Origin of the sequence: Flavobacterium sp., from assembly GCF_035195345.1 — a bacterium.
Taxonomy (GTDB): Bacteria; Bacteroidota; Bacteroidia; order Flavobacteriales; family Flavobacteriaceae; genus Flavobacterium.
The window spans coordinates 339,426-353,888 of the sequence record NZ_CP136574.1 but is presented as its reverse complement, the minus strand read 5'-3'; the positions used below and the strand labels follow the sequence as shown (position 1 = coordinate 353,888).

The 14,463-nt window shown below is 26.6% G+C and carries 17 protein-coding genes, 1 tRNA gene and 1 riboswitch; of the genes, 5 read left to right on the top strand and 13 right to left on the bottom strand.

Annotation, left to right across the window (positions count from 1 at the left end):
• Nucleotides 1-116 precede the first annotated feature (116 nt).
• Nucleotides 117-214, top strand: a riboswitch (SAM-I-IV-variant riboswitch).
• A gap of 220 nt (nt 215-434) precedes the next feature.
• Together RSE15_RS01635 and RSE15_RS01630 are read left to right on the top strand one after the other, a co-directional pair.
• Nucleotides 435-1,847 (top strand): hypothetical protein, encoded by a 1,413-nt coding sequence (locus RSE15_RS01635; protein WP_324069251.1) that lies wholly within the window; start codon nt 435-437, stop codon nt 1,845-1,847.
• A gap of 205 nt (nt 1,848-2,052) precedes the next feature.
• On the top strand, nt 2,053-2,640 hold the full coding sequence (locus RSE15_RS01630) for a hypothetical protein (RefSeq protein ID WP_324069250.1): 588 nt from the start codon (nt 2,053-2,055) through the stop codon (nt 2,638-2,640).
• Nucleotides 2,641-2,644: 4 nt separating this feature from the next.
• On the opposite strand, the gene RSE15_RS01625 is transcribed toward RSE15_RS01630, so the two are convergent.
• The 9 genes from RSE15_RS01625 to RSE15_RS01585 all read right to left on the bottom strand — a co-directional run bounded on the left by RSE15_RS01625 (nt 2,645) and on the right by RSE15_RS01585 (nt 7,852).
• Nucleotides 2,645-3,370 carry a PP2C family protein-serine/threonine phosphatase gene (locus RSE15_RS01625; RefSeq protein WP_324069249.1) on the bottom strand — a complete coding sequence of 242 codons (726 nt, stop codon included), beginning with the start codon at nt 3,368-3,370 and terminating at the stop codon, nt 2,645-2,647.
• Complete coding sequence (locus tag RSE15_RS01620) at nt 3,349-3,927, bottom strand: CHAP domain-containing protein (RefSeq protein ID WP_324069248.1); 579 nt, start codon at nt 3,925-3,927, stop codon at nt 3,349-3,351. Before RSE15_RS01620 ends, RSE15_RS01625 begins: the two co-directional genes overlap by 22 nt.
• Before the next feature lie 3 nt (nt 3,928-3,930).
• Nucleotides 3,931-4,407 (bottom strand): hypothetical protein, encoded by a 477-nt coding sequence (locus RSE15_RS01615; protein WP_324069247.1) that lies wholly within the window; start codon nt 4,405-4,407, stop codon nt 3,931-3,933.
• 485 nt (nt 4,408-4,892) lie between these two features.
• Nucleotides 4,893-5,279 (bottom strand): hypothetical protein, encoded by a 387-nt coding sequence (locus RSE15_RS01610; protein WP_324069246.1) that lies wholly within the window; start codon nt 5,277-5,279, stop codon nt 4,893-4,895.
• 1 nt (nt 5,280) lies between these two features.
• Complete coding sequence (locus RSE15_RS01605) at nt 5,281-5,451, bottom strand: hypothetical protein (RefSeq protein ID WP_324069245.1); 171 nt, start codon at nt 5,449-5,451, stop codon at nt 5,281-5,283.
• Nucleotides 5,452-5,471: 20 nt separating this feature from the next.
• On the bottom strand, nt 5,472-6,389 hold the full coding sequence (locus RSE15_RS01600; RefSeq protein WP_324069244.1) for a hypothetical protein: 918 nt from the start codon (nt 6,387-6,389) through the stop codon (nt 5,472-5,474).
• A gap of 16 nt (nt 6,390-6,405) precedes the next feature.
• Complete coding sequence (locus RSE15_RS01595) at nt 6,406-6,696, bottom strand: DUF6804 family protein (protein ID WP_324069243.1); 291 nt, start codon at nt 6,694-6,696, stop codon at nt 6,406-6,408.
• Nucleotides 6,693-7,421, bottom strand: coding sequence for an SHOCT domain-containing protein (locus RSE15_RS01590; RefSeq protein WP_324069242.1), 729 nt, complete (start codon nt 7,419-7,421; stop codon nt 6,693-6,695). Before RSE15_RS01590 ends, RSE15_RS01595 begins: the two co-directional genes overlap by 4 nt.
• A gap of 20 nt (nt 7,422-7,441) precedes the next feature.
• The gene (locus RSE15_RS01585; RefSeq protein ID WP_324069241.1) at nt 7,442-7,852 is read right to left on the bottom strand and encodes a tetratricopeptide repeat protein; all 411 of its coding nucleotides are present in this window, start codon (nt 7,850-7,852) and stop codon (nt 7,442-7,444) included.
• Nucleotides 7,853-8,498: 646 nt separating this feature from the next.
• Between RSE15_RS01585 and RSE15_RS01580 the strand changes: the two genes are divergently transcribed.
• Nucleotides 8,499-8,732 (top strand): type II toxin-antitoxin system RelB family anti-toxin, encoded by a 234-nt coding sequence (locus RSE15_RS01580; RefSeq protein ID WP_324069240.1) that lies wholly within the window; start codon nt 8,499-8,501, stop codon nt 8,730-8,732.
• Nucleotides 8,733-8,796: 64 nt separating this feature from the next.
• Here RSE15_RS01580 and RSE15_RS01575 read toward each other — a convergent pair whose 3' ends face one another.
• Both RSE15_RS01575 and RSE15_RS01570 read right to left on the bottom strand, forming a co-directional pair.
• A complete protein-coding gene (locus tag RSE15_RS01575; RefSeq protein WP_324069239.1) occupies nt 8,797-9,984 on the bottom strand; it encodes a hypothetical protein in 1,188 nt (395 codons plus the stop codon).
• Between the two features lie 434 nt (nt 9,985-10,418).
• Nucleotides 10,419-11,516, bottom strand: coding sequence for a tyrosine-type recombinase/integrase (locus RSE15_RS01570; protein WP_324069238.1), 1,098 nt, complete (start codon nt 11,514-11,516; stop codon nt 10,419-10,421).
• 110 nt (nt 11,517-11,626) lie between these two features.
• On the opposite strand from RSE15_RS01570, the gene RSE15_RS01565 reads away from it, so the two are divergent.
• A tRNA-His gene (locus RSE15_RS01565) sits at nt 11,627-11,702 on the top strand.
• Between the two features lie 291 nt (nt 11,703-11,993).
• The gene (locus RSE15_RS01560) at nt 11,994-12,662 is read left to right on the top strand and encodes a DUF2461 domain-containing protein (RefSeq protein WP_324069237.1); all 669 of its coding nucleotides are present in this window, start codon (nt 11,994-11,996) and stop codon (nt 12,660-12,662) included.
• 74 nt (nt 12,663-12,736) lie between these two features.
• Here the strand turns inward: RSE15_RS01560 and RSE15_RS01555 are convergent, their stop codons facing one another.
• Both RSE15_RS01555 and RSE15_RS01550 read right to left on the bottom strand, forming a co-directional pair.
• The gene (locus tag RSE15_RS01555; RefSeq protein WP_324069236.1) at nt 12,737-13,123 is read right to left on the bottom strand and encodes a glyoxalase; all 387 of its coding nucleotides are present in this window, start codon (nt 13,121-13,123) and stop codon (nt 12,737-12,739) included.
• An 89-nt stretch (nt 13,124-13,212) separates the two neighbouring features.
• Nucleotides 13,213-14,463, bottom strand: a complete 1,251-nt coding sequence (locus RSE15_RS01550) for a mechanosensitive ion channel family protein (protein ID WP_324069235.1) — start codon at nt 14,461-14,463, stop codon at nt 13,213-13,215.

Below are 14,463 nucleotides of genomic sequence, written 5' to 3'. Positions count from 1 at the left end.
TTCTTTAGAATTTATTTTTATATTTTTTTCTTGAATTTATTTACTGTAAAAATTCTGTATGCATTCATTTTTAAGCTTTTAAACTTGCCTATTTCAGTATTTTTTTGTAATTTTGCAAAAAATATCAAGAGTTAGGTTTATCCTATGCCAACCTGCGTAAACGTATGTAAGGTGGAAAAAAGATGTGAGTGTTTAACTAAAAGAAAAACGTATTTATGGCAAAAACTGTCTGTTTTCCTAGCAGTGTGTTCTTTTACTGCAAAATTCCTTTATCAATTGTATTTATTCTTTGTCGCTTCAAAGTGTATTGACTTTTCATGCTTTTTTATTAGCTTTTTAGGCTAGTTCCCAATTTAGTAATTTAAAATTAACTCACAAGATTTAGCGGTGTTTCTAACATCGTAGGCATCGCTTTGTCTAAAAACTTCGAACAAATGAAAGCATACTATATCCTAAAACCAAAGAATTTAAACCTTGAATATTTAGTAAGAAAATACAATCACGATTTCAAGTTCAATACTGACTTTGCTTACTTGGTCATCCATTTTGTGATTTTGTACCAAAGCAATAAATCTTCAAATTATACTAGACTGCACTCAAAGTATCTTCAAAAGTTTAACAGAATATATTATAAACATATACAATTTTTAATTGAAAACTTCCCCAATGACGGGGCTGTTCTTAGGGGTGCAAGATATGAAAAAGGCAAACCCTTTGGTTATAAACTTCAGAAATACTATTCCGACAGTGAATTAGAAATATATACAATTACAGATAAATCTCTCTTAAAAAGATTAAATGCAATAAAATTAAAAAACATCACTAATGAAATGATTAGATTGAATTATTATTTCTTAATGAAGTATTTTAAAGATGGTAAATTAACCATTTATGAGCCTTCATTAGCAATGGAACGTATAAACAAAATCTCCGATAAAGAAAAACGCCTTAGAAACGCTAAAAGTATTATCAAAATAATGAATGGAGATACTAAATTAACATTAAAACCAAAAACCGATGGGAGAGTTCACTCCAATATTACACGTTTGTCAAAAAATGCTAGAAATCATCTACAATATGATGGGGAATTCCTAGCCGAAGTCGACATCAGCTCGGCAATACCATTTTTCCTATTTCTGACTATGAAGTACTATCTTGCTAATCGCCTTACTTACGTTTCGGAGGAATTTCAGTATGATATTTCTATCATTTATATGTTGGCAAAAATGCCCGTATATCTATTAAATACTGAGGTTGACGACTTTGGTGGTTTGGTATTAAATAAAAAACTATACGAACGGTTTGCGGATAGAATCTTTAACGAAGAAGTATATTCATCAAAAGGATACAATTTTGAAAAGGTGATGAAGTATTATAATCACGAATTTAAAGAGCAATTTGGATATTATTTTGATGGCAATATGAAAGACTTGGAAAAGTTTGCTAAGAAAAGGCTATTGTCAATGCTTTTTGCCAAAACTAGTATCTATAAATTTGAACAACTTGCTTTTGGTTCTTTATTTCCACAAGTCCTAAATTTTATAAATGAGTTTAAAAATATTGAGCAAAATAGTGGAGACTCAAAAGAGCGACATAAAAAAATAGCTTATTGTACCTTCCAATTTGAAGCCAAAACGATGATTGATAAAATAGCTAGGGAGTATGATAAAATTCATAAAGGTAAAGTTCCAATCTTTACACTTCACGATTGTTTAATTACAACAGTTAGCTATGTGGAGGAACTTAAAGATTTCATGGAGAAGAAATTTATTGATTTGTTTGAAGTTGCTCCAAACCTAACCATTGAAAAGTCAAATTTCGCAATTGATTCTCGCCAAGTGATTTAATTAAAAATGACTCATCTAAAAAAATATTTTTTTTTACTTAACATTTTTTCTTTTGATTAATTATTTTTCACATGTTTGTAAATATTTTCATCTTATGTTAGTTAAAACTCTTGTTATTGCTAATATAAAAAATAATGGTTACTATAATCATTTTTAGGAATAAATTTAGTTGTTTATTATATCAATAAAATAATTGATTTGTATTATGATTACATACATCGACCTAGATATTCAAAAAATTGTTTTTTCAACTCTTGTTATAAAAGTTTCAACCGTTGTTGAGAAATTTGGTAGTATAGAGAAATTTTCAACACAACACAATTTTACAGGAGTTACAAATGGAACTATTGTAATGACTGCTGAAATGAGTTCGCCACCTTTTCAGCTAGAAGAATTTGCACAAAAAGTTCTTATTGCTAATGGATTAGAATTACAGAAAGATTTCTTATTCATTGAAGAAATGTTAACACAAGGAGCTAGAGGAGAAGTTTCAGAATTAATAAATGAACCACACCCCGAATGTAATGAAGTTAAATGGCTTGAAAGCGTAATTGTCTCCAGCGGAAATTACATTTGGTTTTCAGAACCAAGTTTGAGTGATTTTGAAAGAGATGCTAATTTTAGACTTTTCAAAAATCTTTTGTATTGTGATGCGGATAAAATTCAACTAAATCCTAGAATAACACATATTAACGAAACTTATGTACATTACACTGTAAGTGATTCCAAAATGAATTATAAAATACATAGAGATGCTTTGTGGTATAATGAATTAAAGTATGGAAAAAAGTAGTCTTTTAAAAACGAGAGATTGATTCAATTTTAAATATAATTGCTGTGAAATTATCTTCTGAAAATGTTTCACAGCTTTTTTTTAATTCTTGAATAATTTCACTTGAAGATTTTAAACTAAAAAACAGTTCTTCTAAATCAGAATCAATCCACGATTCTGTAATCCCATCGGTGCAAATTAAAAAGTAATCATTTGGTTGAATATCTTCAATTAATACTTGTTCTAATTTTGAAGGTTTTGAGCTGTCTTTTATTGATTTTGTTAACTCATTAGCTCTTGGATGGGAAAGTGCTTCTACAGGTCTTAAAACACCTTTTTTGACCGCATTAGCAACCCAGCTGTGGTCAGAAGTTATAAATATAATTTTACCATCTCGAAATTGATAAACTCGGCTGTCGCCAGCCCATGAGACTAAAACCCCATTATCTAATATTTCAGCAATAGCAATTGTTGTTGCCATTCGTTCTGTAGAAGGATTCTTTCTTTTGTAAGCAATTAACTTTTTTTCAGCTTCTTCAATTGCTTCAGTAATAAACTTAGATTTTAAAAATACTTCTTTTATGGTTTCCCCAACTAATTTTGAAGCTATTTCTCCATTTCCATTTCCCCCAACCCCATCAAGAACAGCATAAAATTTATTTGGATGATAAATTAAATAGTCTTCGTTGATTTCTCTCTTGCCTTTTTCTGACAGAAACACTTCCAAACTTATTCCATTCTTAGCCAGCATAAAATTCTTTCATTATCAACCTTCCATTTTCCGTCAATAAAAATTAAGTCATAATCTTCTCTACTGTTTAAAAATACATTCTGCTGAACCACTTCAATTGAATTATCATTTACTCTACTCACAATAGAAACATGTCCGAACTTATTAAAGATACTTTTATCCAAAACTAGTATATCATTTACTTTTGGTTTTGAAAAACTTGGATTATTAAATTGTATCAAATTTCTACTATTATTTAATTCTCCGTCTAATGTTTCTCTGTCATAAAAGTCTTTAGCATGACCATAACTATTTGGCATCTTATGATTTAAATATTCATAATAATATCGCTTAACAAATTCTACACATTGATAATTCAATCCTAAATTGTAACCGTCTTTTGTTAAATTTCTTCCATTAACATTTTTTGGATTACCATTGTAATAAACCGATACATTATTAAAGCTGTCTATTTTTTTACCTATGTAATATTTATTGTCAAAAACAGCTATAACTACTAAAAGCATTACAGATATTATTGTTAATGACAATAAAATTTTCTTTAATCTATTTTTCATAATTTACAAACATGTACTATCTTTTCCACTAAGGTCACCTGAAAAATAACCTATGCAAATAAAATAAATTATAATCATGAAAAATGCATAAGATTGAATTGAAATATACGCAAAAAACAAGTCCTTTCTTTTAGCGAATTTTAATTTAGTAGGATTTATTAAACCATAAATCATGATAAAAAAAAGTATTGTACCAATAAAAAGCCAAATTATTGAACTAAGCCAAAAATCTTCAATATAACATCCCCATGCAATTGAATTACCTTTTTCCATACTACCGCCAATATTATATGATACTCCAGCTAAAAAAGGGAAGAGAATTGAAATATAAAAAACAGTCCAATAAATTTTATATTTAGATGCTATTTTGGTAAATAAATTACCTTTTGAAAGTTTATTTGAAATAATTATAAAGGCAATTAAATAAGTCAAACTCCAAAGAAATATAGATGATAATACCGCAAAATGTCTTCCTTCCATGATAAATTTATTTTAGTAACAATTCCATGATTTTCCTGACAAATAACCTGATGTATAATATATAAATAACAAATAAATTATAATCATTATAAAATTATAAGATTGTAATAAAATATATGAAAATATTATATCTAGTCTTTTTTTAAACCCAAAAAATGATGGTTTGACTAGAGTTATAATCATAATAAAAAACATTATCAAACTAACAAGTTTCCAAATAAAAAAAGTTTTATAAAAATCCTCTATAAAACATCCCCAATATATCAATCTATTTCCCTGTAAAAACCCTCCAATTCTATAAACTGTTGCCGCCAAAAGAGGTAAAATAAAAGTTATTAGAAAAAGAATTTTATAGAAAATACCTTTATTGACAATTGTCTTTAATTTTAAAATACATGAAAATCTACTTAAAATTAAAATAAGTGAAATTAAGTAAGTTAAACCCCAAAGAAAAATTGCAGACATTACTGCGATATATCCAATTTTCATTTTTGTGCATTTATTTTTTTATAAAATGCTTTAATCTTTTTGGGCATAATTTCCTCTTTATAATCATAAAGATAAAAGCCTACTTCTTTTAGATGATTTAGAAGTACAAAACGTATTTTATAGAACTCCGTCTGCTTAAATTGACCCAGCGAATAGTTTGGGTCTTCATCAATTTTAGATGAGTATCCTTCCAAAAACATTAAGCTAATTTGAGCCATTAATTCTTCAATTGTAGCTTCGTTTGTATCTAAACCAATTTTTTCAAACTCTTTTTTGATTACTGAATATGGAGAAAATCGACAAACCAATTCCTGTTCAGAATTGATATAATATAATTCTTCGTAGAAAGTTGGTTTCTTTATTTTTGGTCGTGAGAATAACATATTAATTTCTATCGTATCTAGCTTCTGAATCTCTTATATATTCACATTCATCACAAGCTTCTTCATAAGAATAACCCTCTTCTTCAATTAATTTATCCACACATTTCTCTGTTGTTGTTTTACATGAGATTAATGAAGTTATTGCAACTAATAATATAAATATTTTTCTCATAAGTACTTTACTCTCTTAAACTATAATCCTTTAGCGTTTTTCATAGCTTCATTATTCTTTATATTACTATCATTACTATTTAGATAATCTAATTGTAATTGTTCCAGTTTTTCAACTAAATTTTCGTCATTTTGATATATTTTAATTATGGACATTTCATTAGAGTAATAATTACTACCATTATTTTGGCATTCTTTCATTTTTTGAATAATCTGCTCATCATACATATTTAGTGTATCTTTAAATAGTAACAATTCATAACTCAAATTTTCATTTTTCCATAATAATGAAATAACAATACTGTTTGGGTAATTTGGATAAGTTTGACAAAATTTATTGAAGCAATCATCCCAGTTTTCGCTATTACACTCTAAAGTTTGGTCATTAATATACAAACTTCTATTATTATAGAGGGTTGTTTTTAATGGTTTCCCAAATATATTTAGATATAAATTGATAAGACTATGCTCTCTAAATTCGGCAACATAACTAAGATTATTTACATAATAGCTATTTATAATCAATTCATTGTGTATCAATTCAATGTATTTTAATTTATTTTCAAGATAACGTAATTTTACTAATGAAATTTTTCCATTACCTAGATTTAGTGATTCATTATTAAAATTAAATTCAATATTTGAATATTTAGGATTTATAATTGAATAAGATTCCTCACAACCATTTAATGAATAAGAATTAATATCACTACCTAGTTTAATATTTCTAAATCCATTTATAATATTTAAATTATTTAATTCCTCTTTTTTAAGATTACTATAATCAACTTCATTTTTAAGTTGTTCTTTTAAATTTAGTTTTGTTTCATTTGTTGAATCTTCAATTTTTAAACTTTCATCCACATTTGTTATTGCTTTGTTTTTGCACGAAAACAAAAAAACTGTAATGAAACAAATAAAACTGTATTTAATATTCATAATGAGATACTTTAAATTATTTTTCGGATTTTTTTATGCTAACTAATAAACCAATACCTACAATAATATCAATTATATTCCAAGTTATTTTATTTAAACTTACTGTATTGAAAGGCTGAAAAACAAGTACTAAAAAGACATAAGTGATAACATTAGTAAAATCATTATCGTTTTTATATGAATTGTAGGCTAATATGGAAAACCCTAAAACACAAGCTATTCTAACAAATTGATAATATCCATAAGGCATTTTCAAAACACATAAAAAAAGTAAAATGGCTACTATTATTTTTATTGATTTTGTCATAGTGATTCACGGTATTTTTTATCTATAAGATTGTTAAGCTTTAACTTAAATTCCTCTTCGGTTATTAATCCAGTATTTTTAGTTTTTTCTAGTAATTTATATTCCTCAGTTAATTTAATCTCTGTCTCTATTTTCTTTTTTAATATAGTTTCTTTCTTGGAGTTAAATTCTTGTTCACTAATTTGACCCAATTCTAATAATTTTTTTAAATCACCTAAACTGTTTGAAAATTTCTTTTCCTCATTATGCTTTATTTCGTTTGAAAGGTCAACAGTTTCTCCAACGAATGTTTGTCTATATATTATGAATAAATGTGGAATGAAAAGTAAATAATTAATAAAATAAGTTTTGCAAATTCTATAAGCATAGTCACCGTACATTTGTCGGTCAATTAAACCAACAATAATAGAAATAACATAAATAAACCATATTACTAGAATTAATTTTTGTATGCCTGATTTGAAATCTTTAATTTTATTTATAATTATTATTAGAGACAATATAACAGAAATCATTAAAACATTCGCCAAAATATCTTGTTGAGATTTTGTGAAATCTATAAAGTTTTTATAATTTGTATCAGTATAATAGTCATAATTAGTCTCCCCTTGATATTCAAGATTATCTATATATTCATAATAAATTTTAGCAATAAATAAAGCTAGGAAAATTAAAATTGATATAATCAAATATTTATAGCTTCGTACCGTTTTTGATGTTTTCATAGATGTTTAATATTAATAACTTAATTACAAAATTTATAATAACCGTCACATGCTTTAGATTCTCCTAAATTACAAGCTCTTTTGAAATATTCACAAGATTTTGTTTTGTCGTTTAGTTTTGCATAAACAACAGCACACTTCATTGTTGCATCAATATGTTTTGGATTTAAAGATAACGTTTTTTTATAATCAATAAGTGCTTTGTTTAAATCATTCATTTTTTGAAGAATCATCCCTCTTATATAATAATAATTTGCATTTTTAGGATTAATTTTTATTGCTTGATTTATTTCATAAAGTGCTGTCTGATTATTTCCATTCATAAGTTCATCAATTGCCTTATCATTGTGGTTTTCAGCAATAGTTAAATTCTGAGAAAAAAATAATTGAGAAAGAAATAATGTAATGAATATTAATAATTTTCGTTTCATTTAAAGGAATGTTTTAATTTATATTATTTAACGGATTACAATTGAATAGGCTGTTTCTTGAATTGATTCAAAACTAAAATAAGGTTTTTTTTATGAAAAATATAATTGAGCCAGACTTGATAAAAAAAATACTAATCATGAAAATAAAATAATTTATTTGTCATACTGTATTATTTTGTCGCCTATAAATATTATTACCTTATCTCTATTTAAAGTGTTTGAAACAATTACTCCATCTTGAATCTCGGTTGAAAAATAATAACCCTGCTGGTAAATTTTACCATTAAATTCTTTATTATCATACTTTTTTACTAAAGCAAAATAGCCAATTTCTTCATTATTTATGTATTCTGTAAATACATCTTTACCATCAAGACCATTTTTTTCATAATATAATTTAAAATTGCCTGTATTAGCTTTTATTACTTTTGAAGTATTTTTCCCATTTGAATCAATATACTTAACAGATTCAGTTCTTTTACTGTAATAATAATTTTGTGCAATTAATTGACTTGATGTAAAAAGAGAATTAATAGAATATTTTTTTTCATAATTGATTGTTAATGTTAGTTTATAATTAACAAATATAAAAAATTTGATATCATATATGTGTCCATTTTGAAATTATTTATTTAGAATTTTGAGTATGGAAATTTCTGAAACTCAATTTCTAGAAGAACTAGGCATTCATATCAGACAGTTGAGAGAGAAAAATAGTCTTTCTCAGCAAGAACTTGCCAACTTTTGTAGCGTTCCCAAAGTTCAAATTGGAAGAATCGAAAGAGCAGAAATAAATACTACGGTAAGAACACTAGTAAAAATTGCAAATGCACTTGATGTTGAGCCAAAAGAGTTGTTAAATATCATTTCTAAAAAATAATTCATATTATTTTACAAAAATAACCTTTAAACTAATGCTTTTATTAAAGTTGCAACCTTGCAACTTAGTATAATTCACAATTAAAAGTAACTCCTTCTCTATCAAGCATAATTTTTTTAGGCTTTCCTTTATCTCCAGTGATATAGTATTTAAATGCTATAAATTCAGAAAAATGGTTTAAAAATGCCTTTCTAATTCTTGAAAAATGCACATAAATAGCTTGGTTATCCTCCTTTAAAAGTTCTTCAACAGTTTCTTTTATTCTATCATAAGAATTTTGATTCGATACTTGTTTGTATATAAATAACAAGCGGTCTTTATAAAGATATAAATCTTTCAAGTCAATTGGTTCGTTGTTGGATAAAAACAATAAGTAAATAGCTTTTGTAAAATGACTTAGTTTAATTTCATGATTATTACAATGTGGTATTAAGATTTTAAAATCCTCTGTTATGACCATAGGATAAGTATTATTATAGATAATTCCGTCTATGTTCTTTTTCAAAAACTCATAAATTTTTGGTGCTAATATTGCTAGTTGTCCCGATTTTCGTAATTGTTCAATCTCTTCGTTTATAATTTTTAATCTTTCTAGTGATTCTTCTTGTATGCTTGGTAATTCTTTCTTGTTAGTCTCTAAACAATAATACCTTGCACCAATATTAGGATTCTTGAACGATAGATTTTCAATATATCCTTTCATAAACTCTTCTATTGTTTCTTCGTTTTTTTGTTCAACAATAGTGTAGCCTGAGTTACGGCTTATACATCCTTTTGAAATAGTGCCTTTATAGACAATAAAATAAAAAAAATCAGATAAAATAGCATCATAATCGAATTTAGCTGTTTTCAATTCATCAATAATTCTATTATTAATGTTGTCAGATAAGAAAGGAAATGATGATTTCAAAGCTGGTAAGATTTCAAAATCAATATTTTCTAATAAAATTGGCAGATAAAAAAAATCCCTACCTTTATTGTAGAACTGTTCTTTTAAATCTGTATAGTTTTGTCTTATATAGGTATCTGATTCCTCTGAAATTTTATTTTCAAAATACAAAACGAAGTTTTCTCCGAAATTGAATAGTTCATAACCTTTAAGATTAGTTTCGTCAACATCAATAGGTCTTACATCATCAATTTTCCTGTCATCAAAAAAAGCTGGTAAAATAACTTTTTCAATTACACGAGGTGTATAAGGATATTTTTCTTTCTTTTTAAAAAAAGGAGAAATTAAGCCAAAGATTCCCATAAAGTAGTTTTTTTTATTCAGCTACAGAATTAAACAAAATATTTGAAATATGCAAGTAATTTTTTCTGTGTTTAAATCAATGGTGGATTTGAATGGTGGTAATTTAAGTAAAATGTAATTACTATATGAAATCAAAAAATTGTGTAATTATGTATCCTTAAAATTATATACGTTAGCTTGATTCAATTTTTTATAGAAGAAGAAATCGATTGTTGTAATAATAAGTCTTAACACTAGACTTTAATTAATATCTCTAAAATAAAATAGTATTGTCACAAGTATATATATGATTTTTAAGTCATTTTTAGTTTATATAAACGACATATTAGGGTACTACCGAAAAGAGGCGTTATGAAGGTTGTTTTTTTTGTATACCCCCCACATTATTATTAAAAATTTAATTACTTGGTAAGTGGGGGAAAATTAGAAAATTTTTATAGGTCTGGCATATCCTCTACTGACAACTGTTTAATTCCAAGACCTCTCAAATAGGTTAGAGAAACACTAATATTACCATGTCCCATAACTTGTTGTAATTTATTTAAACTTCCTGTCTTTTCATAAACGCTAATTGCTCCAGTATGTCTGAAACTATATAATGTATTATCAGGTTCTAGTAATTGTGATATCTTCTTATATCTACTCCAAAGTGTTTTGAAATAATCTTCATTGAAAGGAGATTCATTATTTGAAAAAATATTATCCCCTGAATTACCCTTTGTTAAATATTTTTGAACAAACGGTGGAATAGGTACAATTCTATTTTTTTTACCTTTATTTCTATTTCCAGCTAAACTAATTTGAGTACAATCTACATTAAAATCATCCCATTTTAAATTTCTAATTTCTCTATGTGGTCTTAAAAGACAGCCGTATGCTAAAAGACAACATAAATGAAGATTTGAATTGAATTTTTCTACTTCATCAAATACAAGCTTAATTTCTTTAATTGGTTTGTGTAGTACTTCCTCTGTTTTAACTAATTTGATAAGCGGAAACGGATTTTCAAATTTATATTCTTTAAAAATATCTGAAAGCAATGCAGAATAATTTCTTTTAAAGTTTAATTGTACTCTTTTTGAGTTGCTAGTAAAATTTATCAAATCTTTAGCAATATTTATATTAAAATCACTAAGATTTAAATTTTGGTATTTTCTATTTACTATAAAATCATTAAGTCTATTATATGAAATGGTTAAGTCTTTTTTATAACTTTTACTGTAGTCTAAGTTTAGTTTGTTGTTGTAACAAAGATTAACCGCTTCAATTATTTTTATGTCTATAGGCTTTATTTTCTTTTGCTTTTTTTCTTCAATTGGTCGCCATCCTTTTTCTAATTTTATAAAAAACGATTGATACAATAAATCATGCTGTTTTTCCTTTAATGATTCATCACATATATTTGGATTAAAATTTTCTCCAATTACAGAAGAGTTAAAGAATCGAAATCGTTTTTCATTATAAAAAAATGAAATTCCCATTCTACCATTTGATAGTTTAAACTTTTTTAAGTTTTTAAATTCATAATTCATATTTGTGACACACTTGTGACACACATAAATAAAAGACAGTTTCTTAATATTTTTTGATTGTTACCAAATATTGAATTGTTACTATAAATCCATGCACTCGCAAAACAAATGGTGATTGTAGCTCAGTTGGTTAGAGCGTCGGATTGTGGTTCCGAAGGTCGCGGGTTCGAGACCCGTCTTTCACCCTTTAAATTAGAAAGCTTCGAGTAAACTCGGAGCTTTTTTTATTTCATCATTCCTAGGGTATTCCTAAATTTTAGAATTTGATTATAATAATTACTTTTTCATTTAAATTGAATTCTTTTGAATAGATTTTTTACTTTTACATAAAACCTATATTTTATATTTACTTTGATTTAAGAATTAATTAGATTTTAAACAATTATAAAAATCTGGAACAAACCACTTGTTTTAATTACTGAAAAGGAGTGGACAATAATCTATTATAAGTAAAATAATATTATAATTCATGATAGTATGTTACAAAAATCAACCTTAGAATTTCTAACACAACTCAAAGAAAACAACGACCGTGATTGGTTTGCGGCTAATAAAAAAGCCTTTGAAACAGAACAAAAGTTAGCCAAAACATTTTTTACATCAGTAGGAGAGCAGCTAGGAAGAATAGACAGTATCGAACGCATTCAAATTTTTAGAATTTATCGCGATGTGCGTTTTTCAAAAGATAAAGCACCTTATAAAAATCATTTTAGCGTAGGCCTCACACGAACAAAACCAATGCTTCGTGGTGGCTACTATTTGCATATTGAGCCAGGAGGAAGTTTTGTAGGTGGCGGTTTTTGGGAACCTAATGCAGAAGATTTAAATCGCATTCGTAAAGAATTTGAAATGGATGATGAAGAAATTAGAACCATAATAGCTGAAGACACTTTTAAAAAATTCTTTGGTGAGTTGAAAGGCGAGGAGTTAAAAACTGCACCAAAAGGTTTTGATAAAACACATCCAGCCATTGATTTGATTCGTAAAAAGCAATTTTTACTTACCAGAAGTTTTTCTGACAAGGAAGTAATGGCTCCTAATTTTGAAGAAAACGTATTGATAACCTTTGAAGCTATGCGTCCTTTCTTTGATTATATGAGCGATGTATTGAGTACCGATTTAAATGGGGAATCTTTGTATAATTAGCCAATTTTTCAATGTGCCGATGTGTCAATTATTTTCTTTCCATTGGCACATTGACTAATTGATTTATTTCCAACTTAAATAATCTGTATTTGACTTTTCAAACGTTCAATCAATAAATTCATCATACGTTTGTTTATATTCGACGAATTTTGAATGTATTCTTTATATTCAGAACTAGTAAACATCCCAATAATTATACCTTTGAGCGAATTTCTAAATTTAATATCACGTTGAATCGCATTTTCAATGTAAATCATTTTCTTTTCTGGAGTCAACGAAAAAAATACGTTTTTCTGCTTGGAGGCATAATTTCTAAAAACTTCAATAAACAAATCATTTTGAAACTTTAAAATAGGGCGTAGGGTTTGATTTTGAAACTTTTCTTCCGAACTAGATTGTTCTGTAATCTCACCAATACTTGCACCTCTTATTTCTAAAAGCAATTCGTCTTTCGTTTTCATGATAAAGTGAATTAATTTTATTTAAAGTTAAAAAAAATAACCTTCAATATATTGAAGGCTATTTTAAGTTATTAAGATTAAGGTGTTAATTACTTTTCGTTAGATTTATTTGTTGGTGTAGAAATAGATTCAAATATTTCTAAATCAAAATGATTTACTGATGCCATAATATGATCAAATAAATCAGCCATAATATGCTCATAATTTAACCATGTTTTATCTTTGGAAAAGCAATAAATTTCTAACGGGATTCCTTTTTCAGTAGGTTGTAAATACCTTACCATCAAAAGCATATCTTTATTAATTCCCGGATGTGAAAGAATATACTGGTTTATATATTTTCTAAACAATCCTAAATTAGTAAGGTTTCTACCATTAACAATGACCGTTTTATCGATATTATTTTGATTATTATATTTATCAATATCAGCCTGACGATGTTCAATATAAGAAGTTAAATGCTGAATTTTTTTATATTTATCAATATCTAAAGTTTCTATAAACTTAACAGAGTTAGCCTTGATTAATAAATGACGTTTAATGCGTCTTCCATTTGAATCCAACATACCACGCCAGTTTTTAAAACTATCCGAAATTAAGCTGTAAGTTGGAATAGTAGTTGTTGTGTTATCAAAATTCCTAACTTTTACTGTTGCTAAATTAATTTCAATAACATCGCCATCGGCACCAAATTTCTCCATAGTTATCCAGTCGCCAATTCGAACCATATCATTTACAGAAACTTGAATACTAGCCACAAATCCTAGAATTGTATCTTTAAAAATAAGAAAAATTAAGGCCGAAATTGCTCCAAAAGTAGTTAACAATGTTTTCATTGTAGTATCAAACATTATCAGCACAAAAGAAGTAATTCCAAAAATCCACAGCACAATCATAATTACTTGAATGTAACTATCAATAGGCTTATCACTATAACGAGGTTTGTTTTTTAAATAATCTTTTAAAGCATTAAAAATACTTCGCGTAATCCAAAGTGAAAGAATAATAATATAGATTTTTACCCCTTTTTCAAAAAAATCTTCCCAATAGGTAAATTTACTTAAAATAACAGGAACTGTTTTGTAAATAAATAAAAGTGGAAATAAATGCGCTAAATACTTGGCAGTTTTATTAGCCACTAGAAAATCATCAAAAGAAGATTTTGTGCGAGCTGCAATTAAGGCAAGTACAATAATAAATATTTTTTTAAAGAGAAAATCTAAAACATAGGAAACAAAAACTAAAACAATAATATTAACTCCTAGATTAAAATAGGAAGCAATGTCATCATTAAAGTTGAGACTTTTAAATAAATCGTATGCCCAGTTAAAAATTTTCAT

Bases quoted from the DNA above. Each gene is read 5' to 3' on its own strand.
- RSE15_RS01635 (WP_324069251.1), top strand. From the start codon at position 435: ATGAAAGCATACTATATCCTAAAACCAAAGAATTTAAACCTTGAATAT.
- RSE15_RS01630 (WP_324069250.1), top strand. From the start codon at position 2,053: ATGATTACATACATCGACCTAGATATTCAAAAAATTGTTTTTTCAACT.
- RSE15_RS01625 (WP_324069249.1), bottom strand. From the start codon at position 3,370: ATGCTGGCTAAGAATGGAATAAGTTTGGAAGTGTTTCTGTCAGAAAAA.
- RSE15_RS01620 (WP_324069248.1), bottom strand. From the start codon at position 3,927: ATGAAAAATAGATTAAAGAAAATTTTATTGTCATTAACAATAATATCT.
- RSE15_RS01615 (WP_324069247.1), bottom strand. From the start codon at position 4,407: ATGGAAGGAAGACATTTTGCGGTATTATCATCTATATTTCTTTGGAGT.
- RSE15_RS01610 (WP_324069246.1), bottom strand. From the start codon at position 5,279: ATGTTATTCTCACGACCAAAAATAAAGAAACCAACTTTCTACGAAGAA.
- RSE15_RS01605 (WP_324069245.1), bottom strand. From the start codon at position 5,451: ATGAGAAAAATATTTATATTATTAGTTGCAATAACTTCATTAATCTCA.
- RSE15_RS01600 (WP_324069244.1), bottom strand. From the start codon at position 6,389: ATGAATATTAAATACAGTTTTATTTGTTTCATTACAGTTTTTTTGTTT.
- RSE15_RS01595 (WP_324069243.1), bottom strand. From the start codon at position 6,696: ATGACAAAATCAATAAAAATAATAGTAGCCATTTTACTTTTTTTATGT.
- RSE15_RS01590 (WP_324069242.1), bottom strand. From the start codon at position 7,421: ATGAAAACATCAAAAACGGTACGAAGCTATAAATATTTGATTATATCA.
- RSE15_RS01585 (WP_324069241.1), bottom strand. From the start codon at position 7,852: ATGAAACGAAAATTATTAATATTCATTACATTATTTCTTTCTCAATTA.
- RSE15_RS01580 (WP_324069240.1), top strand. From the start codon at position 8,499: ATGGAAATTTCTGAAACTCAATTTCTAGAAGAACTAGGCATTCATATC.
- RSE15_RS01575 (WP_324069239.1), bottom strand. From the start codon at position 9,984: ATGGGAATCTTTGGCTTAATTTCTCCTTTTTTTAAAAAGAAAGAAAAA.
- RSE15_RS01570 (WP_324069238.1), bottom strand. From the start codon at position 11,516: ATGAATTATGAATTTAAAAACTTAAAAAAGTTTAAACTATCAAATGGT.
- RSE15_RS01560 (WP_324069237.1), top strand. From the start codon at position 11,994: ATGTTACAAAAATCAACCTTAGAATTTCTAACACAACTCAAAGAAAAC.
- RSE15_RS01555 (WP_324069236.1), bottom strand. From the start codon at position 13,123: ATGAAAACGAAAGACGAATTGCTTTTAGAAATAAGAGGTGCAAGTATT.
- RSE15_RS01550 (WP_324069235.1), bottom strand. From the start codon at position 14,463: ATGAAAATTTTTAACTGGGCATACGATTTATTTAAAAGTCTCAACTTT.